The sequence below is a fragment of the Bacillus sp. FJAT-27245 genome (genome assembly GCF_001273955.1).
In the GTDB taxonomy this organism is placed as follows: Bacteria; Bacillota; Bacilli; order Bacillales; family Cytobacillaceae; genus Bacillus_D.
Genome location: NZ_LIGI01000001.1, coordinates 4,171,238 through 4,197,982, shown reverse-complemented (window position 1 = coordinate 4,197,982; position 26,745 = coordinate 4,171,238). Strand labels below are relative to the sequence as shown.

Sequence of the window (26,745 nt, the reverse complement as noted above, 5' to 3'; positions counted from 1 at the left end):
TTATGAATCGGTTCAGGTTTCGAATAGATTTTATTTTTTATCAAACCCTATCAGCAAAAAGGATTAAGGGCATATGAAAAAAATAATCTGCGCATTTTGTATTGTGTTTCTCCTTCAATCAAGCACAGGATTGGCAATAGGCGCTAAAGTCCCGCCATTGCCTGGCGTCAATCCACTTGAAGTGAAAAGAGGCATTGTTATCCTGAAGGAGCCAGTTTCACTGGAGGCGGCAAACCGGACTTTGCGAAAATTTCCGGCGGTTAAGATAAGGCGGACCTACAAGGAAGCGTTCAATGGTTTTTCAGTCGAGGGTACGGTTGGCGACATTCGCCAGCTTGAGAGAGAATCGGTCGTCCAATCCATTTCTGAACTGCAAACTTATAGTATCGACGAGGGAGCCCCTGTTCACATCAGGGCAATTCCTTCAAAAAAAATAACTGTCAATCTCAATCAATCACAGCAAGGACTCGATGAGGAAGCCGATAACGCCAATGGTGCAGCAATGATTGGTGCGCAGAGGCTCCGCGGTTTTTTTGACAGTAATGGAAAAAGGCTGACCGGGGAAGGGGTGACTGTAGGCGTCATTGATACGGGAATGGATTACACACATCCGGACTTGAGGAGAAATTATGGCGGCGGCAAGGATTTGGTCGATGGGGATACCGACCCTATGGAAGCAAGCGGTCCACGGGGAACAGCGACAATCCATGGCACCCATGTCGCGGGCATTATTGCAGGCAACGGAAAAATCCAAGGAGTGGCGCCCCGTGCAACGGTCAAGGCATACCGGGCATTGGGGCCTGGCGGTAGAGGGACGACCGAGCTCGTGCTGTCTGCCATTGAAGAGGCAATAAAAGACCGGGTAGATATTTTGAATTTATCTCTTGGGAACACGGTCAATGGGCCCGACCTCCCTGTCTCAACCGCACTTAACCGGGCCGCGGAAAAAGGGATTATCCCTGTCGTTTCATCGGGGAATTCCGGTCCGGGCCAATGGACAGTGGGTTCACCGGGAACTGCATCCAAGGCAATTTCCGTCGGTGCGTCGACGCCTACTATGAAGGTTCCCACTATTATTATAGAAGAAACAGGGATAGGGTTCAGGATTGAAAAGCTGGCCGGTTCGGGAAAATGGGAACCTGGGGCCTCGGCGGAAATCGCAGACGGAAAATTCGGCAGCCTGGAGGAATTAAAAGGCATAAGGAATAAAATCGCCGTCATTAAGCGCGGAAAACTAACCTTCATGGAAAAAGCGAACAATGCGCTTAAGGCGGGAGCGAAGGCAGTCATTATTTATAACAATACAATGGGTACGTTTAACGGCAATCTTGAGGAGTCTGTTCCAATACCGGTTGGGACTGTGTCAGCGGCGGCTGGCAAGGAGATTTTAAAAAGCGGCGGTCTGGCAAGAATTGGACTCGTTGATGATAGTGATAAGGTTGCGGCGTTCAGTTCGCGGGGCCCTGTCACTGGAACGTGGGAAATCAAGCCGGATGTGGTTGCCCCGGGGGTGGGAATCACAAGCGCGGTTCCCGGGGGCTATCTTGCCCTGAACGGAACAAGCATGGCTGCTCCGCATGTGGCGGGAGTGTGTGCTCTCCTTAAACAGGAGCATCCGGAATGGGGGCCGGCGGAAATGAAGGCGGTATTAATGAATACGGCCCTTGTTTTGAAAAATAGCCGCGCCGAGCCGTACAGGGCATTTGAACAAGGAGCTGGAAGAATACAGGCGGACAAAGCAGCCGCTGCGGGGACACTCGTCCTCCCAGGCTCGCTCACATTTGGAAAAATTGGCAAGCCGTTTTGGAAAGCGAGCCGGAGCAGCGAGCTTGTTGTAAAAAATGTGAGTGGAAAGCCAATTCACTACTCGTTTACAGTTCCCAGCCCTGAAGATGGCCTGCGCTGGCAGATGCCCCTCCCCTTTACCCTGGACTCGGGGGAAGAGCGGAAGGTGCGGGTAGCAGTAACAATAGATCCTTCTCTTTTCAAAGGAAGGATTGTTGATGGGGCGCTTTTTTTACAAGCTGGTGGGCAGCCTGTCCGGATTCCTTTTATCCTCGCTCTTACAGAACCGGACTATCCAAGGGTAATGGGATTCGCCATGGCGGAGGGAGACAGTCCGGGAGCATTTCGGTATGAGGTTTACCTGCCTGGCGGCGCTGATGAATTCGGCATCGCGCTGTTCCGGCAAAGTGATTTGCGGTTTGTGGCCTTCCTGGATTATGGGAGAAAGATTGGCAGAGGGATGCTAAAGCGGGAAATCAATCCGTTGCCGCTTCCGGAACCGGGATTTTACATTGTAAAAGTGTTTGCTAGAAAAGCTGGGAAAGAGGACGTGTTTGAAACGACCATCCAATTTAATTGAACTGAAATACGCTCCCGGAATGGGGGCCTTTTTTATTAAAAAAACAAACCAATAACGGATGAATCCCATGGTGAAAATAGAGCGGGAATTAGTACAATTGTTATGGAACACAAATCCCCTTCACATATATTGGAAACTTTTGCTTTGCGCAAACCTTTACCGGAGTTGCGGTTTCGAAAAGAAAGTTAAATTTCCAGCATCTGTTTGTGAATCTGTTCACCACATTTGGATTGACATTACCAGGGTGCTATTGTATGCTTACAAAGGGCATAAAATGATAGGGTTTTCATGGTTTTCCTGGAGAAATGTAGAACATTGAAACAGGATTTTTTTCATACATAATTTTACGGTATTGTTGCCCGATTTCCATTCTCGAAAGCGAGGATGTGGTAGTATGCGACGAAACGATAGAACCCCTTTCCAGGCAATGGCGCTCATGTCTGGAATCCTGGCCCAGTTGGCAGGGTCCGTCCTCGTCGGCATTTTTGCAGGCAGGTGGCTCGACGGCAAGGCAGGAACCGCACCACTGTTTCTGATCATTGGCCTTTTCCTGGGATTGGCAGCCGGAATCTACGCCATGCTCCGCCTCGTTCAGCAATATTATTCAGGAGACTAACATGATATGTCCGATTTAAGGGCCATTTATTTCCGCATCAGAAGATACCTCTTTTTTTTGCTTTCATTATATGTGCTTGGCTGGGGATTTACAGGGCATAAACAAATTTTTGCCGGGCTCATATTAGGGACAGCCCTAAGCCTGTTCAACCTGTGGCTGATGGTAAGAAAAACAGATAAGTTTGGCGAAGCTGTGATGATGGGCAAAAAGGTCCGTTCACTCGGGTCTTTCAACCGGATGGCCAGTGCGGCCCTTGCGGTTATTATCGCAATGAAGTACCCGGACCATTTCCATTTAATCAGCGTTGTTGTGGGATTAATGACATCCTATATTGTCATTATGATAGATTTTTTTAAGCAAACCTTTTTACGCAAATAGCAAGAGAAGCGAGGTGAATACTATTGCATCATGAAAATCCTATTCGTGAATTTATGGGGCTCCACTTCAACCTGGCGAACATTCTGATGATTACGATTGCATCGTTGGTTGTGTTTCTGATCGCAGTCCTGTCAACACGCAGGCTGGCCATGAAACCTACCGGAATGCAAAACTTCATGGAATGGGTCATGGACTTTGTCAAAGGTATCATCAATAGTACCATGGACTGGAAAACAGGGGGTAGGTTCCATATCCTGGGGATTACCCTGATTATGTATGTGGCGATTTCGAACTTCCTTGGACTGCCTTTCTCAATCGTCTACAATAATGAACTATGGTGGAAATCACCGACAGCCGACCCTGTCATCACTTTGACATTGGCGATCATGGTTGTCGGGCTCTCGCATTACTACGGGGTGAAATTGAAAGGGGCCCGGGCTTACGGCAAGGAATTCTTCAAGCCGTTCTGGTTTATGTTCCCCATCAAGATCATTGAGGAATTTGCAAATACCCTCACGCTTGGCCTGCGTCTCTATGGTAACATTTATGCCGGTGAAATTCTCCTTGGGCTGATTGCCGGGAGCATGGCAACTGGATTTTGGGGGAGTTTGGCTGCAGTTATCCCAATGCTGGCCTGGCAAGGATTCTCTGTCTTTATCGGTGCCATCCAGGCGTTTATCTTTACAATGTTAACGATGGTTTACCTGGCCCATAAGGTCAGCAGCGACCATTAATATATACCTGTTCATTATATGGACAAACAAATAAACCTATTCAACATACATTAAGGAGGAGCTTTTTAATGGGTCTTTTAGCAGCAGCAATTGCAATTGGTTTGGCAGCACTCGGTGCAGGTATCGGTAACGGTCTAATCGTTTCAAAAACAGTTGAGGGCATTGCCCGCCAGCCGGAAGCTCGCGGTATGCTTCAAACAACTATGTTCATCGGGGTTGCGTTGGTTGAGGCGATTCCTATCATCGCGGTTGTTATCGCGTTCATGGTTCAAGGCCAATAATAGCTGGGCATTGTTCAATAATGGCGAAGATCATTCCATAATGAACCTTCGCCATTGCTTTATGCCCTGTTTTTATATTGGGTAAACAATGGAAAAATCCATATGAAGTTTATGACTAGGTAAACTATTTTTCACATACACGTATCCGGGACTTTTTCCGGAATGACTCTTGAAGGGAGTGACTCGAGGGTGTTGACAAGCAGTTTAGTTTTGGGTGCAGTAAAATTTAACGGCGGCGATATTCTTTTCCAGCTCGCCATGTTCATTGTGCTGATGGCACTGCTCAAAAAGTTTGCATGGGGTCCATTGATGGGCATCATGAAAGAGCGTGAAACCCATATTTCCAATGAAATCGGCCAGGCTGAAAAAGCGAACCAGGAAGCAAAGAAACATCTTGAGGAGCAGCGTGAACTTTTAAAAGAAGCGCGCCTTGAGGCACAAGGCCTTATTGAAAACGCCCGCAAACAGGGCGATGTCCAGCGTGAGGAAATCATTTCAATTGCCCGCGCCGAGGCAGACAGGATCAAGGAATCCGCAAAACTTGAAATCGAACAGCAAAAGGAACAGGCTGTCGCGGCTATCCGCGAGCAGGTTGCTTCCCTATCCGTCATGATTGCCTCGAAAGTTATTGAGAGGGAGTTGGGCGAACAGGATCAGCAAAAGCTGATTGACGAATTCATCCAAGAGGCAGGAAGAGGCCGATGAGCACATCGATAATCTCCAAGAGGTACGCGCTGGCATTGTTCCGTATTGCGAAGGAACGCAGCCTCCTCGACGCCATTGAAGAAGAAATTCGCGTTGTGAAAGATGTTTTTGCAAACAGCAAGGAATTGAATGCGATTCTTAACTCCCCAAGGCTTTCTTTGGATCAAAAGAAAGCCATTGTTAAGAGCGCGTTTACAAACCTTAACCCATTTGTCCAAAATACCCTTATGATCCTCATTGACCGCCATCGGGAAAATGAAATTCCCGGAGTCGCGGATGGCTTTATCGAGCTTGCAAATGATGCGAGGGGCATAGCCGAAGCGAAAGTTTACAGCACCCGTCCGTTGTCGGACGAAGAGAGCATCGCGCTTTCAGCTTCTTTTGCGGCAAGGGTAGGGAAAAAGGCTCTCCGGATTGAGAATATCGTTGATACCGACCTTCTCGGCGGCATCAAAGTCCGGATCGGAAACCGAATTTTCGATGGCAGCCTGCGAGGCAAGCTGGACCGTCTTGAACGTAAACTATTGACCTAAGATTTGTAGATAGGGGTGAAACTCATGAGCATCAAAGCTGAAGAAATCAGTGCGCTGTTAAAACAGCAAATCGAAAACTATCAGTCGGAAATTCAAGTGAGTGATGTTGGTACAGTCATCCAGATTGGTGACGGTATCGCCCGTGCTCATGGCCTCGACAATGTCATGGCTGGGGAACTTGTTGAGTTTTCGAACGGCGTTATGGGTATGGCGCAAAACCTTGAAGAAAATAACGTCGGTATCATTATCCTTGGACCGTATACAGAAATCCGTGAAGGCGATGAAGTCCGCCGTACAGGCCGCATCATGGAGGTTCCGGTAGGCGAAGCGCTAATCGGCCGCGTCGTGAACCCGCTTGGCCAGCCTATCGATGGAATGGGTCCAATCCATACAACAAAAACACGTCCAATTGAAGCGGTCGCCCCAGGGGTTATGGACCGTAAATCCGTTCATGAGCCGCTGCAAACCGGTATCAAGGCAATCGACGCCCTTGTTCCAATCGGCCGTGGACAGCGTGAGTTGATCATCGGTGACCGCCAGACCGGTAAGACGGCTGTCGCAATCGATACAATTTTGAAMCAAAAAGGCCAAAACATGATCTGTATCTATGTTGCAATCGGCCAGAAAGAATCAACTGTCCGTAACGCGGTGGAAACACTTCGCAAGTACGGCGCGCTTGATTACACAATCGTTGTAACCGCATCGGCTTCCCAGCCGGCGCCGCTTTTGTTCCTTGCTCCATATGCAGGGGTTTCGATGGCGGAAGAGTTCATGTACGAAGGAAAGCACGTCCTCGTCGTATACGATGACCTTTCCAAGCAGGCTGCCGCATATCGTGAGCTTTCCTTGCTGCTCCGCCGCCCTCCAGGCCGTGAAGCATACCCAGGGGATGTATTCTACTTGCACAGCCGCCTTCTTGAGCGTGCCGCGAAATTAAGCGATGCGAAAGGCGCGGGTTCAATCACTGCCCTTCCGTTCATTGAAACACAGGCGGGAGACGTTTCTGCTTATATCCCAACAAACGTAATTTCGATTACCGACGGACAGATTTTCCTTCAGTCCGACCTGTTCTTCTCCGGCGTTCGCCCGGCGATCAACGCTGGTCTTTCTGTATCCCGTGTAGGGGGATCCGCCCAGATTAAGGCGATGAAGAAGGTTTCGGGAACATTGCGTCTTGACCTCGCCTCTTACCGTGAATTGGAAGCTTTTGCCCAGTTCGGATCTGACCTAGATAAAGCAACCCAGGCAAAGCTTGCCCGTGGTGCCCGCACAGTAGAAGTGCTGAAGCAGGATCTTCATAAACCAATTGCTGTTGAAAAGCAGGTTATGATCCTTTATGCACTAACACGCGGATTCCTTGATGATATCCCTGTCGGCGATATCCGCCGTTTTGAAAATGAATTTTACACATGGCTCGACCACAACCGCAAAGAGGTGTTGGACCATATCCGCACGACGAAGGAACTTGCTTCGGATGATGATATGGCAGCTGCAATTAACGGCTTCAAAAAGACATTTGCAGTTTCGGAATAAAGGCTTTGGCATTGAGCCCTTCCTGATTGCCAGGCTTTCCCGCTTGCGGGATGCCTTTATGGGAGGGCGCCAGGGCCGGTATATTCTCCAACATTAACAGGCGGGGGCCCAAGCGGCTTTCGGCCTTAACTTTGATAAGGGTGGTGAGAACCAATGGCATCATTGCGCGACATTAAATCCAAGATTGTTTCCACGAAGAAAACGAGCCAGATTACAAAGGCAATGGAAATGGTATCGGCGGCAAAATGGAATCGTGGAGTCATGAATGCCAAGTCCTTTGTCCCTTATATGGAAAAGATTCAGGAAGTGACGGCTTCAATCGCTGTTGGCAGCAAGGATGTAAACCATCCTATGCTCCAGTCGAGGCCGGTCAAAAAGACTGGTTACCTTGTCATCACATCCGACAGGGGGCTTGCGGGCGCTTATAACAGCAACATCTTGCGCCAGCTGTACCAGACAATCAAGGATCGCCATAAATCAAATGATGAATTTGGCATTATTGCAATCGGCAGGGTTGGACGGGACTTCTTCCGAAAACGGGGAATGAATGTCGTACTTGACATAGTCGGCATTTCCGACCAGCCTTCATTTGACGATATTAAGGCAATTGCAAGCAGTACGGTGGGAATGTTTTCCGATGGCACATTTGACGAACTGTATATGTATTACAGCCACTACATCAGTGCGATTTCGCAGGAAGTAATCAAAAAGAAGCTGCTGCCGTTAACGGATATTGCCGCTTCCGGAAAGCTTACATCCTATGAATTCGAGCCAAATGCCGAGGAAATCCTCGAAGTTCTCCTCCCGCAATATGCGGAAAGCCTTATTTACGGCGCGCTCCTTGACAGCAAGGCCAGCGAGCATGCCGCGAGGATGACGGCAATGAGGAATGCAACCGACAATGCAAAAGAGCTTATCAATGCATATAGCTTGAAATATAACCGTGCCCGCCAGGCGGCAATCACTCAGGAAATCACGGAGATTGTCGGCGGAGCATCTGCTTTGGAGTAAACGTGCGGCACGAATGAGCGGCCAAGGCCTTTACGCCAGCCTGTTTTTTTATAAAGGCAGGGACACGGCCAAGGCCCCGGATTTTTCAGATTGGAGGGAAAACGATGAACACAGGACATGTCCTGCAAGTTATGGGACCGGTTGTTGACGTTAAGTTTGACAGCGGCAACCTTCCGGAAATCTATAACGCATTAAAAATCAGTTCCAAAGCGCGCAATGAATCAGAAGTCGATATCGACCTGACCCTTGAGGTAGCCCTTCACCTTGGTGACGATACAGTCCGTACCATTGCTATGGCTTCCACAGACGGGCTGACCCGCGGACTTGAAGTAGTGGACACAGGCGCTCCTATTTCCGTTCCGGTTGGGGATGTAACCCTAGGGCGCGTCTTTAACGTACTCGGTGATTCAATCGACCTGGATGCACCGGTTCCGGCAAGTGCCCGCAGGGATTCCATCCACCGCGAAGCGCCTACTTTCGAGCAACTTTCGACAGAAGTTGAGATTCTTGAAACGGGAATTAAAGTTGTTGACTTGCTTGCACCATACATTAAAGGTGGTAAAATCGGCCTTTTCGGTGGTGCGGGTGTAGGTAAAACCGTCCTTATCCAGGAATTGATCAATAACATTGCCCAGGAGCACGGTGGTATTTCCGTATTCGCCGGCGTTGGCGAGCGTACACGTGAAGGAAATGACCTTTACCACGAAATGACCGATTCGGGCGTTATTAAGAAGACAGCAATGGTATTCGGGCAGATGAACGAACCGCCAGGCGCGCGTATGCGTGTAGCGCTTACTGGTTTGACCATGGCTGAGTATTTCCGTGATGAACAGGGACAGGACGTTCTATTCTTCATGGATAACATTTTCCGTTTCACGCAGGCAGGCTCGGAGGTTTCCGCCCTTCTCGGACGTATGCCATCCGCGGTTGGTTACCAGCCGACACTTGCCACTGAAATGGGTAAGCTTCAAGAGCGTATTACATCTACCAATAAAGGTTCCGTTACTTCAATCCAGGCGATTTACGTACCGGCCGATGACTATACAGACCCGGCTCCGGCAACAACTTTCGCCCACTTGGATGCAACAACGAACCTTGAGCGTAAGCTTTCCGAGATGGGTATTTACCCGGCTGTGGATCCGCTTGCCTCTACTTCACGTGCGTTGGCGCCTGAAATTGTTGGCGAAGAGCACTACAATGTAGCCCGCCAGGTCCAGCAGACGCTTCAGCGCTACCGCGAGCTTCAGGATATCATTGCGATCCTTGGTATGGATGAGCTTTCCGATGAGGACAAGCTTATTGTACACCGTGCGCGCCGGGTTCAATTCTTCCTGTCGCAGAATTTCCACGTTGCGGAGCAGTTTACCGGCCAGCCAGGTTCATACGTACCGGTTAAGGAAACTGTTAAAGGCTTCCGTGAGATCCTTGATGGAAAATACGATCATCTTCCGGAAGATGCATTCCGCCTAGTAGGCCGCATCGAAGACGTTGTCGAAGCTGCAAAAGGCATGGGCGTAGAGGTCTAAACAAGCCAGGAGGGTGAAAGATGAGGACTATCAAAGTCAGTGTTGTTACTCCCGATGGCCCGGTTTATGACGCCGATGTCGAAATGGTAAGCACGAAAGCACAAAGCGGTGAACTGGGAATTCTTCCAGGGCACATTCCGATGGTTGCGCCATTGCAAATCGGCGCCGTCCGGATGAAAAAGGAAGGAAAGACTGAACTGGTTGCGGTAAGCGGCGGCTTTCTTGAAGTCCGTCCCGAGAAGGTAACCATTTTGGCCCAGTCCGCGGAACAGTCGGATGAGATTGATATCGAACGGGCTATGCGCGCGAAGGAGAGGGCCGAACAGCGCCTTCGGGAGCGCCAGCAGGAGCATATCGATTTCAAACGTGCGGAACTAGCGCTTCAGCGCGCCATTAACCGTCTGGCCGTAGCAGAGAGAAGATTTTAGGAACCATATATTAACTAGGACACCGCCCCCAAGATGGAGTGAAAGCTTCAGGTTGGGGGCTTTTTCTTTTGGAAAATAAACAATTGGGCTCTTCATAGGGGTTTGGGACCTAAGTTATCGTTTAGAGCCCGAGTGACTGGCTGCCCCTTGCTGTTCGGTCGCTAAGTCATCGTTTAAAGCCCGAATGACTGGCTGCCCCTTGCTGTTCGGTCGCTAAGTCATCGTTTAGAGCCCGGCTGCCCGGCTGCCCCTTGCTGTTCGGTCGCTAAGTCATCGTTTAGAGCCCGAATGACTGGCTGCCTGTTGCTGTTCGGTCGCTAAGTCAGCCTTTATAGCCTGAAAGATGTCATTATGGTAAAGAAACAAAAAGTGTTTTTTGTTTATAAAGGTAGGTAAAATATGTAACCTTTTCCATTCCAGCATCGACTTATCAATTGCATGACAAAATAGCTGGGAGGAATAAACATGAGAAACAATAAAATATTGATTACGGGTCTTACATTGGCATTGCTTGGAGCACCACTTTTCCAAAATACAAATGAGGCGTTTGCTGCCGGAACAAATAAAAGTGCTGCTGCACAAAAAGCAAAGGCATCAACTGAGTTATCCGCCAAACAAGCTGTAAAGTTGGCAGCGGATTTGGCTAGTGCCTCTGCTTACGTACAAATGGGAGGTTCCTATAAGGAAGGTGAGTATAAAACATTTGCTTACAAAGGAACTACTTACCGGTACCTTTCAAGCTCCATCGACACAAAAAAGGAATTGTTGGCTTACTTGAAGAAAACCTTAACACATCATGCGGCGGAAAAGTTCATAGCAGAGCGAGGCATTATCATATATAAGGGTAAGCTCGCCCAACCGGAAGCAGACGGGGGTTCACTTTTGAAATGGGATAAAGCCGAGGCTCAATTTGTGAGAAACGACAAGAATGTGAAGGTTTTCCGCCTCGTTGTCCCAGTTGGTGATACAGGTGAGAAGGCTGCCTATATTGTCAGGTACCACCACTATCCGGCAATTGGCTATAGAATAAGCAGCGAACCAGCGCTTGACCTGGATATTCCTTTTAACGTTAATCCGGCATTAGCCTTCTTTAAATATCTACTGGTAGATTCAAATGTATCCAAGCAACAATTCCTGAATCCTTCTACAACAGCCTGGGTTGATGAGTTCAAAAAAGGAATTAAAAAGGTTGAAGTCCGCGAACTGAAAGAAGTGGCCAGGGCGAAAAACCAGGTAGAATATGCGGCAAAGTTTTACGTTGAACTCGAAGCCGGATATAAAGGATCTTTAAAGCAAGGCGAGAACCAAATGTATTTCCTGATTCAGCCTACCGGTGACATGGAATTCAAGATTGCAAGCCATGGAACAGCCCCACATTTAAAATAATATAAAAAGAAACCTGTCCGATTTGGGCAGGTTTTTTCCTTCTTTTCGTTATGGTATTCCTTTTTAAAAACTATATCACTATTGCTTTCTCAAACCGACGAAGTTCTTTCTTTATAAATCATATTTTAGAAGGTTAGGATGGAACCCCTCATGACCTTTTGTTCTTTATATGAAAATTCTAAAAGGAGTTGATGGGTTATGTTTCTTTGGCATATAAAAAAAATCATAGGCTGTAAATAAGAGGCATATTTACTGCAGAATAACATTCTGAGCAAGGGTTTGAAAAGGTAAAAATATGTTCTTTATTTTGAACAAACTTCTTTAAAGTAATTCTCTATTAAGGTATAATTAGTAAAAAGGTCTACTATTATTCAAAAGTGGAATATCATAATTTGGGTATTTTTTACCTTTATACCAAATTAATTCTTGAAATGGTTTATTGAGTATTTAACCGGGTATTCAATAAACTGAAATGAGGTAAGCGCTTTAGCAAAATCCCTGTTCGCAATTACATACATGATGATAAAGGCAAACCATTCGAAAGGGTGGGACGCAAAGCCTCGGAGCCTGTTTCCGGTCTAATCCGGAATGGCCGTCCAGCTGCCAGATGTATATTCTGGCAGCTTTTTGGTGTTTCATATTATTTTTTAATAATAATGGAGGGTCGTAGAGACCTTTCATTGTTAAATAGAGTACCCAAAGAGGAGGTGTTTCGTTGTAAAGAGACGGAATATTCAGTTAGTTAATCTGCTAATAACATATATGAAGAGGACAGGAGGGTTTGTATTTGAAAAAGAATGCAGTAAAAAACGTTGCAATATTTCTTTCAGTACTACTAATGGTTTTTAACATTCTTCCTATGGGAGCCGCGCTAGCGAATCAGGGGGATGGAAAAGGTAATGGTGGTGAAACTAAAACCTTTACGCTAGATGCATCAAACCTTGTGGCTGGAACATACAAGGATTCAAGTGGCACGCTCGAGGTAACCTTAGAAGCTACCGGGGAAGGAAAGGTTTCCGGTTGGAAAACAAATCTTCCTGTAAGAGTAAGTGTTATAGCTGGAGGGAAGACAGTTAAACTCGAGGGGGGCTTTTCTGGTATTTTAGCTCCGGTCGATGGAATGGACATTACTAGTATTACTTTTTCTTATAATGTAAATACCGAAAATAAAAACGGCAAGGGAGACGAAAAAGAACCCGGAAAGGGCCAGGGCAATGGCAATAACCCGGGGAATGGAGATAATAATGGTGGCGGGCAAGGCGATGAAAATAAACCGGGGAAAGGAAATGACAACGGCGGCGGCCAAGACGGTAAGGCTAAAAAGAACAAATACAAGGTCAACTTGATAAAGGGCTGCAATCCGCTGGCCGAAAGCACATTCTTTATCCTTAAGGACAATACCAGGGTCAATCTTACTCAAGGCATGAATGAACTGGATATTGAGCTGGATGATATCGCCAAAGTAGGAGTAGTCCTTAAGGGCGGCAAGGAACTCGAATACAATAAAGATGAAGTATATGTCGAATCTCCAAAAAATGAAAATGGAACTAAAATTTTCAAAATTGAATGTAAAGAAAATGCAGGAGCCGCGGTTAAGCTTGTTGTCAAAAATTGCGTTGGAACTTTTGACCAGGCGTGGCTGATTCTAGATGGAAAAAACCCAATTGAGTTTACTTCCTTAAGCAATCTAATGCTTGTCCTGGATGAAAACCCTGATGATATCGTAGGGATCAGGTTAAAAGCCGGCGACAAAACAACCGATTATATGCTAACTGATGCAAAGGTAACAAAAGAAACGGTAAACGGAGTAATAGTGATCAAAATTCACTGTGACGAAAAGCCGCCGGTTGAAAAACCTGAAATGACAAAAGTCAAGGTGGTCCTAAAAGGCTGTATCGGTTTGGTTGATAAAGCATGGCTGATTCTTTCGGATGATAAAGAAAAGGAGTTCGCGTCCCTGGGAAAACTTCTCCTCGAGCTTGAAGGGAATGTGGCCCTCGAAGGAATCAAAGGAGTAAAACTGAAGGTTGGAGATAAAGAGACAACCTATCTTTTGGCTGATGCCAATGTAACTGAAGAGAAGGTTGACGGGAAAATTGTAATAACAATTAATTGCGGAGCTAAGCCTCCAGTTGAGAAACCGGAATTGACAAAGGTCAAGCTAGTTGTAAAAGGCTGTATCGGGCCTTTCAATAAGGCATGGCTTGTTCTCTCCAACGGAAAAGAAGTTGAATTCACGTCTCTTCTAAGCCTCCTTTTAACCCTGGAGGAAGGTATTAAGCTGGAAAATATCGTTGGGGTAAAACTACAAAATGGCGATACATCTAAAATGTATTTGTTATCTGATGCCAACGTTACAAAAGAAACAGTAAACGGCACGATCACAATTAAAATCAATTGTGAACAGGTACAGCCGCCAGTTGTGCCTGCGATTAACAAAATCAGGCTATTGATTGAAGGCTGCATCGGGCCGGTGGAAAAAGCAGTACTCGTATTGAAAAGCGGAACAGAGGTAGAAGTTGATTCGAATACACTTGAGCTCTTGCTGAATCTCGGCATCAGTGAATTAGAAGGATTTAAGCTGACCGTGTACGGCGAAGTTAAAATGATCAAACTGGCCGATCTTGCGGCGAACTTGATTACTTTAAAAGATGGGACTTTAACGGTAAAGCTTGATTGCAATCTTGCGGAAGGCGGCAGTGCTTTTACCCAAATCAAGCTGGATCTTTCAAACTGTATCGGAACGATTACTAAGGCCGAAGTTGTTTTGAAAAATGGAACAAAAATCGAAGTCCTGAACAATATGGTTGATCTTAAAGCGGCTTTGGCACTGGGTTTGATTGAGCGTGTTGAAGTAACAGTTAACGGGCAGGTTAAAACATTCATGCTATCTGAACTGTCTGATGCTTCAAAAACAGTTTTGAATGGGTTGTTGACATTAAAGCTGGAGTGCCCTGCAGCACCACCAGGAGATAACGGTGGGGGTGGCGGTGGAACACCACCGGGAGATAACAGCGGAGGTGGCGGCGGCACAACTCCTCCAGGGGATAACAGCGGAGGTGGCGGCGGTACGACTCCACCGGGAGACAATAGTGGCGGAGGCGGTACGACTCCACCAGCTCCACCAGTAATTGTTATTCCGGAAAACCCAACACCAGGTGGGCCAATCGTTGAGTCAAAAGAATTGGCATGGATTAAACTTTTGGCCAGTGGATGTGTAAACATTGGCACCAACGGAAAAATCCTTCTGAACAATGGAGAAGCAATTAACTTCACATTAGGTGAAGATGGCGCCCTCGTTAATGTCAACCTCAATTTGAGTGACATAAAAGGAATAGAGGTCGAATTGAACGGCACGCCGACGGCCTTCACGATGGACAAGCTCATGGCAAATAAGGTTGACAGTATTCTAAATGTAATGATGTCGTGTGAATCATTAACTCCTCCGCCACTTCCTGCTAATCCGGGCAACGGCGGTGGAACTGATCCCGGAACCGGTGGCGAGACCGATCCTGGAACAGTGGTGGATCCTGAAGACCCTGCGAGAGGCGGGGAAAGCGATGAAAATCCTCCAATAAATATTGGCGACAATGAAACGCCTGGAGGAAATGTTGGCGGGTTTGACGGATCGCTTCCGCAAACGGGCGAATCAAGCCCGATGCCATATTACTTTATTGGCATGCTGCTGGCTGTTGCTGGATTCGGAATGCTGCGGGCAAGCAAAGTGCGAAGCTAGATAAGATGGGGAGGGAGGAGGCTGAGCTCCTCCCTCTATTTCATTCAAGGAGTTGCAAATGAAAAAGACTGCGGCAATTTTACTAATATTAATTGGGCTTGGGTTATCACTATTTCCATTGTCCACCAGAATGTACAGTGAGTATATGCAGGAAAAACTGCTTGAGGAATGGGAGCCGTCGGACCGAGCTTCTGCGGCCGAGAGCAGTACCGCTGCGGAACACTATCGTGGCCTCGATGAAGTCTTTTCAGCCGGTCCAGATCAGGACGAGGGAAATCCAGCCGGCCCGGATGATGAAGTAGCTAAACCTGAAACTGGGAAACAGGGTAAGCCGGAACAGGCAGGACAAAATGGGATTCATGTTCCATCGGAGAACAAAAAAGCGCCAACCATAAAAGCTGCTTCGGGGAAAAAGCCGCAAACATCTTCCCAAGTGATTGGGGTTTTGCAAATTAAGAAAATCGGCTTGAAGATACCAATCCTTGAAGGAGCGACAATGAAGAACATGAGAAAAGGGGCGGGCCTTATTAATGGGACAGCTCTGCCGGGCCAGCCTGGTAATAGTGCGATTGCTGCGCATCGAAGCCGTAGCTATGGGCATATGTTTAACAGGCTGAATGAAATGGAAAAAGGTGATACGATTGTTATTAAGGATAAAAACAGGACGTATACGTACAAGGTATATAAAAAAATGGTTGTAAAACCGACAAATACATCGGTTCTTAACGCAATTCCGCAGAAGCGGACCATTACCCTCATTACATGTACCCCCATTAAAACAGCTACCCACAGGTTGATTGTCCAGGCGGAATTAATAGAAAGCAACTAAATGCCATCTTTTTCAACAAGGGTGGCATTTTTTTATTTTTTAAGCTCCTATGTTACAAATCCTGACAAATTTCTGAACTTTTGATAAAATGTATAGAAAATTTTGTAAGTATGAAATATACTACTACTATATCTATAGTAAAAACTTTTCAACGACAACGGCAAACCTATTGAAAAATAGGGACGCAAAGCCATAGGGCCTCAGTCTTTTCGCAGGAAGAGAGTGGCAGCCTGGCTACCGAAAGGAGAGTTATTTTTTTGCGTAAATTTTTTGTGTGCCTCTGTTTTATAGCATTTTTGATCCCTGCCTATACCATTTCAGCTCCGGCAGAAAAGGTTGCAGCCGACATGGTGGTACAGCCGGTTGATACAGGCCTGGTTTCTAAGGGGGTAATCGGAGTCAAGTATAGCAGCCAGGAAGGGAAAAGGGTAAAGGTTGCGATTGAAAAGTCCGGAAACGTCTATTATTATGACCTCCCGAATGATGGGACAATCAACTATCTTCCCCTTCAGATGAATAATGGAAGCTACACGATTAATGTTTACGAGCAGATTAAAGACACCAGCTACGTTCCCGTCCACCAAACTGCCGTACAACTGGCGCTCAAGGACCCGAACCAGGTTTACCTGCAATCCGTCCAAAACATTCGCTGGAATAAGTCAATGAAGCCGATAAAAAAAGCAGCTGAGCTGGCTTCAAAGCTTAAGAGGAACGAGGATAAGGTAAAGGCCATCCATAGCTATATAGTTAAAAATGTAAAATATGATTCTCAAAAACTAAAAACAGTTCAGCCTGGTTACCTCCCAAGTATCGAAGCTACATTCAAGGAGAATAGAGGAATCTGCTATGATTATTCTTCCCTGTTTGCCGCGATGCTTAGAAGCCAGGGCATTCCCGCAAAGGTGGCCATGGGATATACGCCGGGGGTTAAAGGATACCATGCCTGGAACGAAGTCTACATTAAGGAATTGAATAGATGGGTGGTAATTGATACAACAGTTGATGCCAGCTCCAAAAAGGTTTCAACGATCTTTAAAAAGGAATCCCTTTATTCAAAGGAAAAAGAATATTGAGCAAAACTGCCCGCCTAAATTTGCAAATGAAAGCAGGTTCAGGCGGGCATTTGTGTCCATAATTTGGATTAAAGGGTTGGAAGGAATGAATGAAATTATATAGAATAAAATGGAATGAGCTTAGGAACAGGTGGAAAAAATGCAACGGCTTTTCGACATTTTTTTGAAAAAAGCTAAATCGTGGTAAAAATGATGCTCTTCATTGACAAACCTCACTGACAGCCAGAATAGCCACATGTAAAGTTTAGTTGCGGACACATCCGTTTAAGTTTGTCGCGATGCGTGGAAAGCATTCATTATGGCATGTATGCCTTGTATCCAAGCTATATTCTTCCAGGCATTCTTCCGAAATTAGAAGGAATGTACTTGATTATAGGGAAGGAAGGGGGAGCCTCTTTTTGCCAATGGGCTTGTCGACACAGAAATGCAACAATGCTATAATGAATTCGGTTACAAATTTCATTAGTTTGAAAATTTTACAACATTGGAGGGATGGGCATGGAATACCTGAATTTATATCAGAATAACTATCTGATAGTTTTTGTGTTTCTATGTCTGGGGATTTTGCTGCCGGTAGTGGCATTGTTTCTGGGTAAGCTTCTGCGTCCGTATAAGCCAAGCGATGCGAAGTATACAACATATGAAAGCGGTATTGAACCGTTTCACGATTCCCGTGTACAATTCAATGTCCGCTATTATATTTTTGCCCTGATGTTTGTTATTTTCGATGTCGAAACGGTGTTTCTATACCCGTGGGCTGTAGCTTATGAAAAGCTCGGGATATTTGCGTTGATCGAAATGTCTATTTTCGTATTGATGCTTGTGCTCGGGCTTGTTTATGCATGGAAAAAGAAGGTGTTGAAATGGATCTAAAATTGGATAGCATCTCACCTCAGGAAATGGAAGAAATGAAAAGGAATGTGTTTTTAACGACGCTTGAGCAGGTTAAGGCATGGGCGAGGAGCAATTCCCTTTATCCGATGACTTTCGGGCTTGCCTGCTGCGCGATTGAAATGATGGGCAGCGGATCATCGCATTATGACCTCGACAGGTTCGGATCATTTTTCCGCACCTCGCCAAGGCAATCCGACGTCATGATTGTTTCGGGAACGGTTACAAAGAAAATGGCGCCAATCGTCCGCCGGCTCTACGACCAAATGCCGGAGCCTAAATGGGTGATTGCAATGGGTTCATGTGCTACTGCGGGAGGACCGTATGTAAAGTCTTATTCGGTTGTAAAAGGCGTTGACCAAATTGTCCCGGTTGATGTATATATCCCGGGTTGCCCGCCTAATCCAGCAGCGCTGATCTATGGAATCAACAAACTTCGAGAAAAGATTCGCTACGAGGCGAAGACGGGGAAGAAGGTGATCTAACCGATGAGCGGGGAGAAAGATCTGGAGCAATTAAAGAAAGAAGCGGTTGAGAAAGCAAAGGCAGCCGCAGCCGCAAAAAGGGCAGCCAGGGCAGCGCAAGCCGGGGGAAAATCCACGCAGGCGGATAAACCGGCTGATGCAGGTACCGCGACTGGCAAAAGCCAAAAGGAAAATGCGGTTGGGGAAGTTACCGAAAAGGAACATACCGAATCAACAGCCCGGAAACCAGTGGAGGAAGCCATTGAAGTGAAAGCGGTTCCAAACACTTCCGAACCTTCCCTGGCGGATGAAAAAGCAAAAGCAGCAGCCGCCGCGAAGGCAAAGGCAGCCGCAGCCGCGAAAGCAAAAGCGGCCGCGTTAGCGAAGCAGTCGGGAGAAGCTGCGCCAGAAGCAGGCGGGGCCGATGAAAAAGCAAAAGCAGCAGCCGCCGCGAAGGCAAAGGCAGCCGCAGCAGCGAAAGCGAAAGCCGCGGCGCTAGCGAAGCAATCGGGAGAAGCCGCGCCGGAAGCAGGCGGGGACGATGAAAAGGCGAAAGCAATCGCCGCCGCGAAGGCAAAAGCAGCCGCAGCAGCGAAAGCGAAAGCAGCCGCGCTGGCGAAGCAATCGGGAGAAGCTGCGCCGGAAGCAGGCGGGGACGATGAAAAGGCGAAAGCAATCGCCGCCGCGAAGGCAAAAGCAGCCGCAGCCGCGAAAGCAAGGGCCGCCGCAGCCGCCAAGGCCGGTGGGGAAGCAGAAACGGCCGCGCCGGAAGCTCCATCACCAAACCAGCCTTATCTTGATAAGTTCGTAAAAGTCATTGAAGAGCATCTTGGGAAGGACGTTCTTGAAGATTACTATATTAATAAACTTTCAAAAGATGTACCGACTCTGGTCGCCAAACCGGAAACCTACTATAAGGTGGCCCAGTTCCTTAAATTCAATGAACAACTCGGGTTCGATTATTTATCGGAGCTGCATGCGAGTGATTTTGAAACACATTTGGAACTATATGTGCATTTATTCTCATATAAAAACAGGCAATCTGTAGCCCTGAAAGTGAAGATTGACCGTAACGCGCCAACAATTGAATCCCTGCAGCCGCTTTGGGCAGGAGCAGATTGGCCTGAATGCGAGGCTTATGATTTACTGGGCATTACATTCACGGGACATCCGCATTTACATCGAATCCTGCTGGGAGAGGATTGGGTTGGCCATCCACTAAGAAAAGACTACGAGCAATACGACGTGGAGGTATAACCAATGATACGTACAGAAGAAATGCTGCTAAACGTAGGGCCGCAGCACCCGAGTACCCATGGTGTGTTCCGCCTTGTCGTCAAAATCGACGGGGAGATCATTACGCACGCCCAGCCGGTAATTGGCTACCTGCACCGTGGTACCGAAAAACTCGCTGAAGATCTTCAATATACACAAATCATTCCGTATACCGACCGCATGGACTACCTTTCAGCAATGACGACCAATTATGTCATCTGCCATGCAGTTGAAACGATGATGGGAATTCAGATTCCTGAACGTGCTGAATACCTCAGGGTAATCGCGATGGAATTGAACAGGGTTGCGAGCCACCTTGTCTGGTGGGGAACTTATTTATTGGATATGGGAGCGGTCAGCCCCTTCCTCTATGCTTTCCGGGAACGCGAAATGATCATCAATATGCTGAATGAACTATCCGGGGCGAGGCTGACTTTTAACTATATGCGTGTTGGCGGAGTTAAATGGGATGCTCCGGAAGGCTGGATTGAAAAAGTTAAGGAATTCATCCCTTATATGAGGGAACAGCTTAAAGGCTATCACCAGCTGGTGACAGGTAACGAAATTTTCATGAACCGGGTAAAGGGGGTCGGGCGCTATACGAAGGAAGAAGCAATCCAATACTCGCTTACCGGTCCAACCCTGCGATGCACGGGTGTAAAATTCGACTTGAGAAAAGACGAACCATATTCCATTTATGACAGATTCAAATTCGATGTGATCACAGAAGAGGGTGGGGATTGCTGGTCCCGATACCTTGTAAGGATCCGCGAAATTGAAGAATCGCTTAAAATTCTGGAACAGGCATGCGAACAATTTCCCGAGGATGGGGAAATCCTTGCCAAAGTGCCAAAAATCATTAAGGCGCCAAAAGGCGAAGCGTATGTGCGGATTGAATCGCCGCGCGGGGAAATCGGCTGCTACATTGCAAGTGATGGAAAAAAAGAGCCATACCGCCTGAAATTCAGGAGACCGTCATTCTATAATCTTCAAATCCTTTCAAAACTGCTTGTGGGAGAAAACATGGCGAACATGGTTGCCATTCTTGGAGCAATTGATATTGTCCTAGGGGAGGTGGACGGTTAATGGTAGAGAATCTTCTTACATCATCCCCTGGGCTATTGAACTTCGGGATTTTCTTCCTGCTTGCGACCGTTTTGCTATTAGTAGTGCTTGGATTTGTAACATACGGCATCCTTGCCGAGCGTAAAGTAATGGGTTATATGCAGCTCCGGCACGGCCCAAACCATGTTGGAGGCCGCTGGGGGCTTCTCCAGACTGTCGCCGACGTATTGAAGCTGCTTCTTAAAGAGGATGTTATTCCAAAGGTGGCAGACAGGCCGCTCTTCATCCTTGCGCCTGTCATTGCGTTTGCACCGTCTTTCATGGTGCTTGCCGCCATTCCATTTACGGACAAATTGCAGTTTGCCGATATTGGCGTCGGGCTTCTATATTATATAGCTGTCTCGGGAATCACGACGCTAGGAATTGTTACGGGTGGATGGGCCTCGAACAATAAATACGCGCTTTTGGGCGGTATGAGGGCCGCTGCCCAGATGATTTCTTATGAAATCCCGCTTGTCATGTCTGTAGTGGGGATTATCCTCTTAACAGGAAGCATGAACCTTAACGATATTGTGGATGCACAGCGGAATGGCTGGTATATCCTTCTTCAGCCAATTGGTTTTATTGTATTTTTAATCGCATCCGTAGCTGAATTGAACAGGACGCCATTTGACCTGCCGGAAGGGGAATCCGAGCTCGTTGCGGGTTACCATGTTGAGTATTCCGGTTTCCGTTGGGCATTTTTCATGCTTGCGGAGTACGTATACCTATTCGCAATGGCCGCTTTGACAACTGTGCTCTTCCTTGGAGGCTGGCTTCCTCCGCTGTCAATCCTGGATTTCATCCCGGGAGCGGTTTGGTTCTCGCTTAAATTCAGCATTGTCATCTTTATCCTGATCTGGTTCCGCGTAACGTACCCTCGTTTCCGGGCGGATAAACTGATGGAATTCGGATGGAAGGTCCTGCTGCCGGTCGCACTGGCTAACATCTTCCTCACCGCATTGATTAAAGAACTATTTAAGCTGTTTTAAAAATAGACGGGATAGGCACGATTTGCTTTCCCCGCAGGAAAAACAGATTTCTTCTATCACGCACCAAAGGGGTGAAAAACATGCTTGGATTGGCAAAAGGCTTAAAGTATACCCTTAAAAACCTGACCAAGGAAAAAATCACATACGATTATCCAAATAAACCGCTTCCTCTTCCGGACCGGTTCCGCGGAATCCAAAAGTTCTATCCTGAAAAGTGTATCGTCTGCAACCAGTGTGCAAACATATGCCCGACAGAATGTATTCAGCTGACTGGCAAAAAACATCCGGACCCGGCGAAAAAGGGGAAAGTCATTGATACGTATGACATCAACTTTGAACTTTGCATCCTTTGCGATTTATGTACAGAGGTTTGTCCGACTGAAGCAATCGTCATGACGAATAATTTCGAGCTTGCCGAGTATAGCCGGGACAACCTGTTTAAAAACCTTGAATGGCTGGATGAAAATGACGAGAATGTTCGGAAGGTGAATAAGGCATGATTTCAGGTGAATTTTTGGCTTTTATGTCACTTGCGCTAGTGGCAGTCATCGGGGGCGTGCTCTTATTGAACCTGACAAAGGTCGTCCATACTATCATCGCTCTCGTATTTACTTTTATCAGCATCGCCGGGATATTTGTCCTGCTGTCTGCTGAGTTTCTGGCGGCGGTCCAAGTCCTCATTTACTCCGGGGCAATTACGATCATTATGCTAATGGGCATCATGCTTACCAAGCATGACGATGAAAGTGAGGCTAGCACCGGGAAATGGAGGAGATTTATCGTCCTGCTCGGCGTCGCCGGGTTCGCGGCGGCGGTCTATTTTGGAATATACAATCTTGACCTTGGCCCTGGCTCAACCGAGCTGCATGTAAACAATACGGAGCAGATTGGGATTGCGCTCTACTCGAGGTATATTATCCCGTTTGAACTTGTTTCGGTTGTCCTGCTTGTTGCGCTTGTTGGCGCAATCATCCTAGCAAAAAAAGACGATAAGGAGGCGGAATAATATGAACTCGGGAGTTCCTGCTTCTGCCTTCCTCGCGCTTGCCCTGATTTTGTTCTGTATCGGACTTTACGGAGCCCTGACAAAGCGGAACACGGTTATTGTTCTTATATCCATCGAACTGATGCTGAATGCGGTTAACATAAACCTTGTCACATTCAGCAAGTATGGAATCACCCCTTCCATTGACGGGCAAATCTTCACTCTGTTCGCGATGGCGGTGGCAGCCGCCGAAGCTTCGGTAGGCCTGGCCATCCTGATTTCCCTGTATAGGAACAGGAAGACCGTGAACATAGATGAAATGGATATTATGAAAAACTAACGGTGATTCATTCCGGATCTATAAAAACGGGTTGCCGGCACCATGAGCAGGCTGCCTGGAATTCTTCCACCGCGGGGCCTGCACCTGCGGAAACCCTGTGCAGCAGGGTGAAATCAGGCGCGCAGCCAGAATTACTTCTGCATCAGAACGCGCGTTCATAAAGGGGATAGTGTATTGATGGAAAATGCATGGATCATACCGCTTTTCCCGCTTTTATCGTTTTTGATTCTTCTTCTATTTGGCAAACGGCTCAAAGAGGCAAGCGCCTTTGTCGGAATTGCGCTGACACTCGCCTCGCTGGCAATGTCGGTGGTGGTGCTTGTGGACCGGTTTTCGGCGCCAACATACAAGGCTGAGGCCGTATGGCTTACAATAGGGGATTTTCAACTAACAGCGGGCTTTGAAGTGAACCAACTTAATGCATTAATGCTGTTTATCGTGTCTCTCGTCAGCTGTCTCGTACATATCTACTCAAGGGGATATATGCACGGGGACGAGCGCATTCCGGTTTTTTACGCTTATCTTGGCTTGTTTACTTTTGCGATGCTCGGCCTTGTCGTATCGCCGAACCTTCTGCAAACCTATATTTTCTGGGAACTTGTCGGGGTCGGTTCGTTCCTGCTGATCGGGTTTTATTTTTACAAGGAAGAAGCAAAGGCAGCAGCCAAAAAAGCTTTTATTATGACCAGGATTGGCGATGTCGGGCTGTTAATCGGCATGATTCTATTATTCTGGCAAACCAAAAGCTTTGAATATGATGAAATCTTCGCTGCGGTGGATGCGGGAGCCATCACCGCGGGTATGCTTACGCTGATTGCCATCCTGATTTTTATTGGCGCTATGGGCAAATCAGGCCAGTTTCCGCTCCATACATGGCTTCCGGATGCAATGGAAGGCCCGACTCCGGTTTCGGCATTAATCCACGCCGCGACAATGGTAGCGGCCGGCGTCTATCTGGTGGCGGCCTTGTTCCCGCTTTTTGCCGCCAGTAAAACGGCTTTGCTGACGGTGGCAATTGTCGGTGCCTTTACCGCAATTTTCGCGGCGAGCATCGGCCTTGTTCAAAAGGACATCAAACGGGTGCTTGCTTACTCAACGGTCAGCCAGCTTGGCTACATGATGCTGGCCCTTGGCTCCGCTGGTTATGTTGCCGGCGTATTCCATCTCATGACACACGCATTTTTCAAGGCGCTATTGTTCCTTGCAGCAGGAAGTGTCATTCATGCAGTCCATACTCAAAATATTGAGGAAATGGGCGGTTTGTGGAAAAAGCTGAAACTTACTGGCCCGCTCTTCCTGATCGGGACGCTCGCTATCAGCGGTGTTCCGTTGTTCTCAGGCTTCTTCAGTAAGGATGAAATTTTGATTGCCGCTTGGGAAAACGGCCATCCTGTTTTATTCCTGCTCGCGCTTATCGCGGCATTCTTTACTGCGTTTTACATGTTCCGGCTTTTCTTCATGGTCTTCTGGGGCGAATCCCGTTCGAACATGAAGAATGTCCATGAATCACCAGGCAGCATGACAATGCCAATGGTTGTGCTTGGTGTACTTGCGGTCGTGGCCGGTTATGTCAACACACCATGGTTCGGTACCTTCCTCGGCGACTGGCTTGTGGATGGAAACCCGGCTTTGGGCCATGGCCATATTGAAGGCCCGGCCTGGATCATGATTGCTGCAACAGTTGTCTCGCTGGGCGGGATCTACCTTGCCTGGCTGATGTACGGGAAGCGTTCGTTGTCCCGCGACTGGCTCAGCTCGGCGGCGCCTGGTGCTTACAATGTCCTTTACAACAAATATTTCATCGATGAGTTTTACGAGCTTACCATTATCAATGCGACAAAAGTGGTCAGTCATCTTTTCCGCTACATCGATGTGTTCCTCGTTGAAGGAATTGCTTCTGCAGTTGCCGGGACAATCCGTGGATTTGGCAAAACGGGATCCAAGCTTCAGTCCGGGCAAATTCAGACATATGCGGCGGTCGCCTTTATCGGACTGGCCGTATTGACAGTCATCTTTGCGCTGACAGGGGGGTATTTGTAATGAACCTTTCTTATATACTGACTATTTTGGTATTCTCCCCGTTGCTCGGCATTCTCGTCCTGGCATTTTTGCCAAAAACGAACGAAAAAGCGATAAAGCTGGTTGGATTCCTTGCAACCTTGCCAGCACTGCTTCTGTCGCTTGCGGCCTATGCGCATTACCTCGCCGGCAAGGACCTGGCGGATTTCTCGACAAGGGCCGATTGGATTCAGTTTGGCGGTTTCAAGCAAATGGGAGAGAAGTACTTTTCCATTTATTATGAAATGGGTATTAATGGGTTCTCCATGCTGATGATCGTCCTGACAGCAGTTGTCGCTTCATTGGCCGCCATCGCATCGGGCATGGTCAAGAAGGAATGGAAAGGGTATTTCATGCTCTTCCTTCTTCTGGAAGTGGGCATGCTTGGCGTCTTTACAGCGCAAAACCTTGTCCTGTTCTTCCTGTTCTTTGAATTAACACTGATCCCGATGTTTTTCCTGATTGGAAAATGGGGTTATTTTGAAAAGGAAAAAGCAGCTTACAGCTTTTTAATTTACAACGGGCTTGGATCGGCTGTCCTGCTGATCGTCATCATGGTCTTGTTCACAAGGACAGGGACATCGAATATCGCCCTGCTGGAGCAACTGATGGGAAATCCGGACGCACAACTGATGGCTCCGATTTCGGATGGGGCGAAAATGGGGCTTTTAATTGCCCTACTGGTTGCTTTTGGAATAAAGCTGCCAATCTTCCCGCTGCACAGCTGGATGCTCCGCGTCCACGTCCAGGCGCCACCCGCGATTGTCATGATCCACTCGGGGATTCTTTTGAAAATTGGGGCCTACGGTTTAATCCGTTTCGGTATGGGCATTTTTCCGGAGCAGTTTAAACAGCTTGCAGTCCTGCTGGCCATCCTTGGCGTAGTGAATCTCCTCTATGGGGCATTCCTGGCTTTTATCCAAAAGGATTTCAAAATGGTTTTGGCGTACTCGTCAATTTCGCATATGGGTATTGTCTTGATTGGCCTTGCCGCATTGAATGAAGCGGGAATTCAGGGTGCAATCTTCCAAGTCATTTCGCACGGCTTGATTTCCGCCTTGCTGTTCTTCCTGGTTGGCGTGTTTTATGAGCGCCTTGATACGTCGCTCATCGCCAATTTGGGCGGACTGGCAAAAGGTATGCCGATTGCGGCGGGTATCCTTCTCGCCGGAGGGATGGCATCTCTCGGCCTTCCGGGGATGTCAGGCTTTGTCAGCGAGTTCATGGCATTCCTTGGGTTATTTAAGGAAATGCCAGTCCTTGCAGCCATTGGGTGCATTGGAATCATCATGACAGCTGCATACCTCCTCAGGGCAATCCTTGGCATCACGTACGGAATGCCGCACCGTGAATTTACAGGGGTCCTGGATTTAAAAGGGGTTGAATATGTGCCGGCTTTGACATTGCTGTTCCTGATTGTCCTGATCGGCGTATACCCAAGTGTGCTCAGCTCACCGCTGGAATCCGCACTTAAAACTATCATGCTTGGGCTGGGGGGTTGA

General features: G+C 47.5%; 25 protein-coding genes and 2 riboswitches. All 25 genes read left to right on the top strand.

The genetic code is table 11. The features are described 5' to 3' along the window. The first annotated feature begins 73 nt into the window (after positions 1-73). Positions 74-2,365: a S8 family serine peptidase gene (locus ADU24_RS20520; RefSeq protein WP_053368384.1), complete on the top strand. Its 2,292-nt coding sequence runs from the start codon at positions 74-76 to the stop codon at positions 2,363-2,365. 394 nt (positions 2,366-2,759) lie between these two features. After that, positions 2,760-2,981 carry an AtpZ/AtpI family protein gene (locus ADU24_RS20515; RefSeq protein ID WP_053368383.1) on the top strand — a complete coding sequence of 74 codons (222 nt, stop codon included), beginning with the start codon at positions 2,760-2,762 and terminating at the stop codon, positions 2,979-2,981. 6 nt (positions 2,982-2,987) lie between these two features. Then, on the top strand, positions 2,988-3,359 hold the full coding sequence (locus tag ADU24_RS20510; protein WP_053368382.1) for an ATP synthase subunit I: 372 nt from the start codon (positions 2,988-2,990) through the stop codon (positions 3,357-3,359). 23 nt (positions 3,360-3,382) lie between these two features. After that, on the top strand, positions 3,383-4,093 hold the full coding sequence (atpB, locus tag ADU24_RS20505; RefSeq protein ID WP_053368381.1) for a F0F1 ATP synthase subunit A: 711 nt from the start codon (positions 3,383-3,385) through the stop codon (positions 4,091-4,093). Between the two features lie 68 nt (positions 4,094-4,161). Next, positions 4,162-4,374 (top strand): F0F1 ATP synthase subunit C, encoded by a 213-nt coding sequence (gene atpE, locus ADU24_RS20500; RefSeq protein WP_053368380.1) that lies wholly within the window; start codon positions 4,162-4,164, stop codon positions 4,372-4,374. Between the two features lie 189 nt (positions 4,375-4,563). After that, complete coding sequence (gene atpF, locus ADU24_RS20495) at positions 4,564-5,079, top strand: F0F1 ATP synthase subunit B (protein WP_053368379.1); 516 nt, start codon at positions 4,564-4,566, stop codon at positions 5,077-5,079. Then, positions 5,076-5,612, top strand: coding sequence for a F0F1 ATP synthase subunit delta (locus ADU24_RS20490; protein WP_053368378.1), 537 nt, complete (start codon positions 5,076-5,078; stop codon positions 5,610-5,612). The genes atpF and ADU24_RS20490 overlap by 4 nt, the downstream gene beginning before the upstream one ends. A gap of 24 nt (positions 5,613-5,636) precedes the next feature. Then, the gene (gene atpA / locus ADU24_RS20485; RefSeq protein WP_053368377.1) at positions 5,637-7,145 is read left to right on the top strand and encodes a F0F1 ATP synthase subunit alpha; all 1,509 of its coding nucleotides are present in this window, start codon (positions 5,637-5,639) and stop codon (positions 7,143-7,145) included. 153 nt (positions 7,146-7,298) lie between these two features. Beyond that, complete coding sequence (locus ADU24_RS20475) at positions 7,299-8,156, top strand: F0F1 ATP synthase subunit gamma (RefSeq protein ID WP_053368375.1); 858 nt, start codon at positions 7,299-7,301, stop codon at positions 8,154-8,156. Positions 8,157-8,260: 104 nt separating this feature from the next. Continuing rightward, positions 8,261-9,682, top strand: coding sequence for a F0F1 ATP synthase subunit beta (gene atpD / locus ADU24_RS20470; RefSeq protein WP_053368374.1), 1,422 nt, complete (start codon positions 8,261-8,263; stop codon positions 9,680-9,682). Between the two features lie 20 nt (positions 9,683-9,702). Continuing rightward, positions 9,703-10,110: a F0F1 ATP synthase subunit epsilon gene (locus ADU24_RS20465; RefSeq protein WP_053368373.1), complete on the top strand. Its 408-nt coding sequence runs from the start codon at positions 9,703-9,705 to the stop codon at positions 10,108-10,110. Between the two features lie 465 nt (positions 10,111-10,575). Then, entirely contained in the window at positions 10,576-11,496 is a 921-nt protein-coding gene (locus ADU24_RS20460; RefSeq protein WP_053368372.1) for a DL-endopeptidase inhibitor IseA family protein, read from the top strand. Between the two features lie 517 nt (positions 11,497-12,013). After that, a riboswitch (cyclic di-GMP riboswitch) is annotated at positions 12,014-12,104 on the top strand. A gap of 179 nt (positions 12,105-12,283) precedes the next feature. After that, positions 12,284-15,232: an LPXTG cell wall anchor domain-containing protein gene (locus ADU24_RS20455; protein WP_053368371.1), complete on the top strand. Its 2,949-nt coding sequence runs from the start codon at positions 12,284-12,286 to the stop codon at positions 15,230-15,232. Between the two features lie 58 nt (positions 15,233-15,290). Continuing rightward, complete coding sequence (locus ADU24_RS20450; protein WP_053368370.1) at positions 15,291-16,061, top strand: class D sortase; 771 nt, start codon at positions 15,291-15,293, stop codon at positions 16,059-16,061. Between the two features lie 149 nt (positions 16,062-16,210). Continuing rightward, positions 16,211-16,303: riboswitch (cyclic di-GMP riboswitch) on the top strand. Positions 16,304-16,318: 15 nt separating this feature from the next. Next, a complete protein-coding gene (locus ADU24_RS20445) occupies positions 16,319-17,134 on the top strand; it encodes a transglutaminase-like domain-containing protein (RefSeq protein ID WP_053368369.1) in 816 nt (271 codons plus the stop codon). Positions 17,135-17,632: 498 nt separating this feature from the next. Then, the gene (locus tag ADU24_RS20440; protein ID WP_053368368.1) at positions 17,633-18,007 is read left to right on the top strand and encodes an NADH-quinone oxidoreductase subunit A; all 375 of its coding nucleotides are present in this window, start codon (positions 17,633-17,635) and stop codon (positions 18,005-18,007) included. Further along, positions 17,998-18,510, top strand: a complete 513-nt coding sequence (locus tag ADU24_RS20435) for a NuoB/complex I 20 kDa subunit family protein (protein WP_053368367.1) — start codon at positions 17,998-18,000, stop codon at positions 18,508-18,510. The genes ADU24_RS20440 and ADU24_RS20435 overlap by 10 nt, the downstream gene beginning before the upstream one ends. A 3-nt stretch (positions 18,511-18,513) precedes the next feature. Next, positions 18,514-19,746 carry an NADH-quinone oxidoreductase subunit C gene (locus ADU24_RS20430; protein ID WP_053368366.1) on the top strand — a complete coding sequence of 411 codons (1,233 nt, stop codon included), beginning with the start codon at positions 18,514-18,516 and terminating at the stop codon, positions 19,744-19,746. A gap of 3 nt (positions 19,747-19,749) precedes the next feature. Then, positions 19,750-20,850, top strand: a complete 1,101-nt coding sequence (locus ADU24_RS20425; protein ID WP_053368365.1) for an NADH-quinone oxidoreductase subunit D — start codon at positions 19,750-19,752, stop codon at positions 20,848-20,850. Continuing rightward, the gene (gene nuoH, locus ADU24_RS20420; protein WP_053368364.1) at positions 20,850-21,860 is read left to right on the top strand and encodes an NADH-quinone oxidoreductase subunit NuoH; all 1,011 of its coding nucleotides are present in this window, start codon (positions 20,850-20,852) and stop codon (positions 21,858-21,860) included. Before ADU24_RS20425 ends, nuoH begins: the two co-directional genes overlap by 1 nt. Before the next feature lie 80 nt (positions 21,861-21,940). After that, positions 21,941-22,360, top strand: a complete 420-nt coding sequence (gene nuoI, locus ADU24_RS20415; protein ID WP_053368363.1) for an NADH-quinone oxidoreductase subunit NuoI — start codon at positions 21,941-21,943, stop codon at positions 22,358-22,360. After that, on the top strand, positions 22,357-22,866 hold the full coding sequence (locus ADU24_RS20410) for an NADH-quinone oxidoreductase subunit J (RefSeq protein WP_053368362.1): 510 nt from the start codon (positions 22,357-22,359) through the stop codon (positions 22,864-22,866). Before nuoI ends, ADU24_RS20410 begins: the two co-directional genes overlap by 4 nt. 1 nt (position 22,867) lies before the next feature. Then, on the top strand, positions 22,868-23,185 hold the full coding sequence (gene nuoK / locus ADU24_RS20405) for an NADH-quinone oxidoreductase subunit NuoK (protein ID WP_053368361.1): 318 nt from the start codon (positions 22,868-22,870) through the stop codon (positions 23,183-23,185). A 174-nt stretch (positions 23,186-23,359) separates the two neighbouring features. After that, the gene (gene nuoL, locus ADU24_RS20400) at positions 23,360-25,225 is read left to right on the top strand and encodes an NADH-quinone oxidoreductase subunit L (RefSeq protein WP_053368360.1); all 1,866 of its coding nucleotides are present in this window, start codon (positions 23,360-23,362) and stop codon (positions 25,223-25,225) included. Further along, positions 25,225-26,745, top strand: a complete 1,521-nt coding sequence (locus ADU24_RS20395; RefSeq protein ID WP_053368359.1) for an NADH-quinone oxidoreductase subunit M — start codon at positions 25,225-25,227, stop codon at positions 26,743-26,745. Before nuoL ends, ADU24_RS20395 begins: the two co-directional genes overlap by 1 nt.

Excerpts from the sequence above, each read along its gene's own strand:
- ADU24_RS20520 (WP_053368384.1), top strand. The coding sequence starts at position 74 with ATGAAAAAAATAATCTGCGCATTTTGTATTGTGTTTCTCCTTCAATCA.
- ADU24_RS20515 (WP_053368383.1), top strand. The coding sequence starts at position 2,760 with ATGCGACGAAACGATAGAACCCCTTTCCAGGCAATGGCGCTCATGTCT.
- ADU24_RS20510 (WP_053368382.1), top strand. The coding sequence starts at position 2,988 with ATGTCCGATTTAAGGGCCATTTATTTCCGCATCAGAAGATACCTCTTT.
- atpE (WP_053368380.1), top strand. The coding sequence starts at position 4,162 with ATGGGTCTTTTAGCAGCAGCAATTGCAATTGGTTTGGCAGCACTCGGT.
- ADU24_RS20490 (WP_053368378.1), top strand. The coding sequence starts at position 5,076 with ATGAGCACATCGATAATCTCCAAGAGGTACGCGCTGGCATTGTTCCGT.
- ADU24_RS20475 (WP_053368375.1), top strand. The coding sequence starts at position 7,299 with ATGGCATCATTGCGCGACATTAAATCCAAGATTGTTTCCACGAAGAAA.
- atpD (WP_053368374.1), top strand. The coding sequence starts at position 8,261 with ATGAACACAGGACATGTCCTGCAAGTTATGGGACCGGTTGTTGACGTT.
- ADU24_RS20465 (WP_053368373.1), top strand. The coding sequence starts at position 9,703 with ATGAGGACTATCAAAGTCAGTGTTGTTACTCCCGATGGCCCGGTTTAT.
- ADU24_RS20460 (WP_053368372.1), top strand. The coding sequence starts at position 10,576 with ATGAGAAACAATAAAATATTGATTACGGGTCTTACATTGGCATTGCTT.
- ADU24_RS20450 (WP_053368370.1), top strand. The coding sequence starts at position 15,291 with ATGAAAAAGACTGCGGCAATTTTACTAATATTAATTGGGCTTGGGTTA.
- ADU24_RS20440 (WP_053368368.1), top strand. The coding sequence starts at position 17,633 with ATGGAATACCTGAATTTATATCAGAATAACTATCTGATAGTTTTTGTG.
- ADU24_RS20435 (WP_053368367.1), top strand. The coding sequence starts at position 17,998 with ATGGATCTAAAATTGGATAGCATCTCACCTCAGGAAATGGAAGAAATG.
- ADU24_RS20430 (WP_053368366.1), top strand. The coding sequence starts at position 18,514 with ATGAGCGGGGAGAAAGATCTGGAGCAATTAAAGAAAGAAGCGGTTGAG.
- ADU24_RS20425 (WP_053368365.1), top strand. The coding sequence starts at position 19,750 with ATGATACGTACAGAAGAAATGCTGCTAAACGTAGGGCCGCAGCACCCG.
- nuoH (WP_053368364.1), top strand. The coding sequence starts at position 20,850 with ATGGTAGAGAATCTTCTTACATCATCCCCTGGGCTATTGAACTTCGGG.
- nuoI (WP_053368363.1), top strand. The coding sequence starts at position 21,941 with ATGCTTGGATTGGCAAAAGGCTTAAAGTATACCCTTAAAAACCTGACC.
- ADU24_RS20410 (WP_053368362.1), top strand. The coding sequence starts at position 22,357 with ATGATTTCAGGTGAATTTTTGGCTTTTATGTCACTTGCGCTAGTGGCA.
- nuoK (WP_053368361.1), top strand. The coding sequence starts at position 22,868 with ATGAACTCGGGAGTTCCTGCTTCTGCCTTCCTCGCGCTTGCCCTGATT.
- ADU24_RS20395 (WP_053368359.1), top strand. The coding sequence starts at position 25,225 with ATGAACCTTTCTTATATACTGACTATTTTGGTATTCTCCCCGTTGCTC.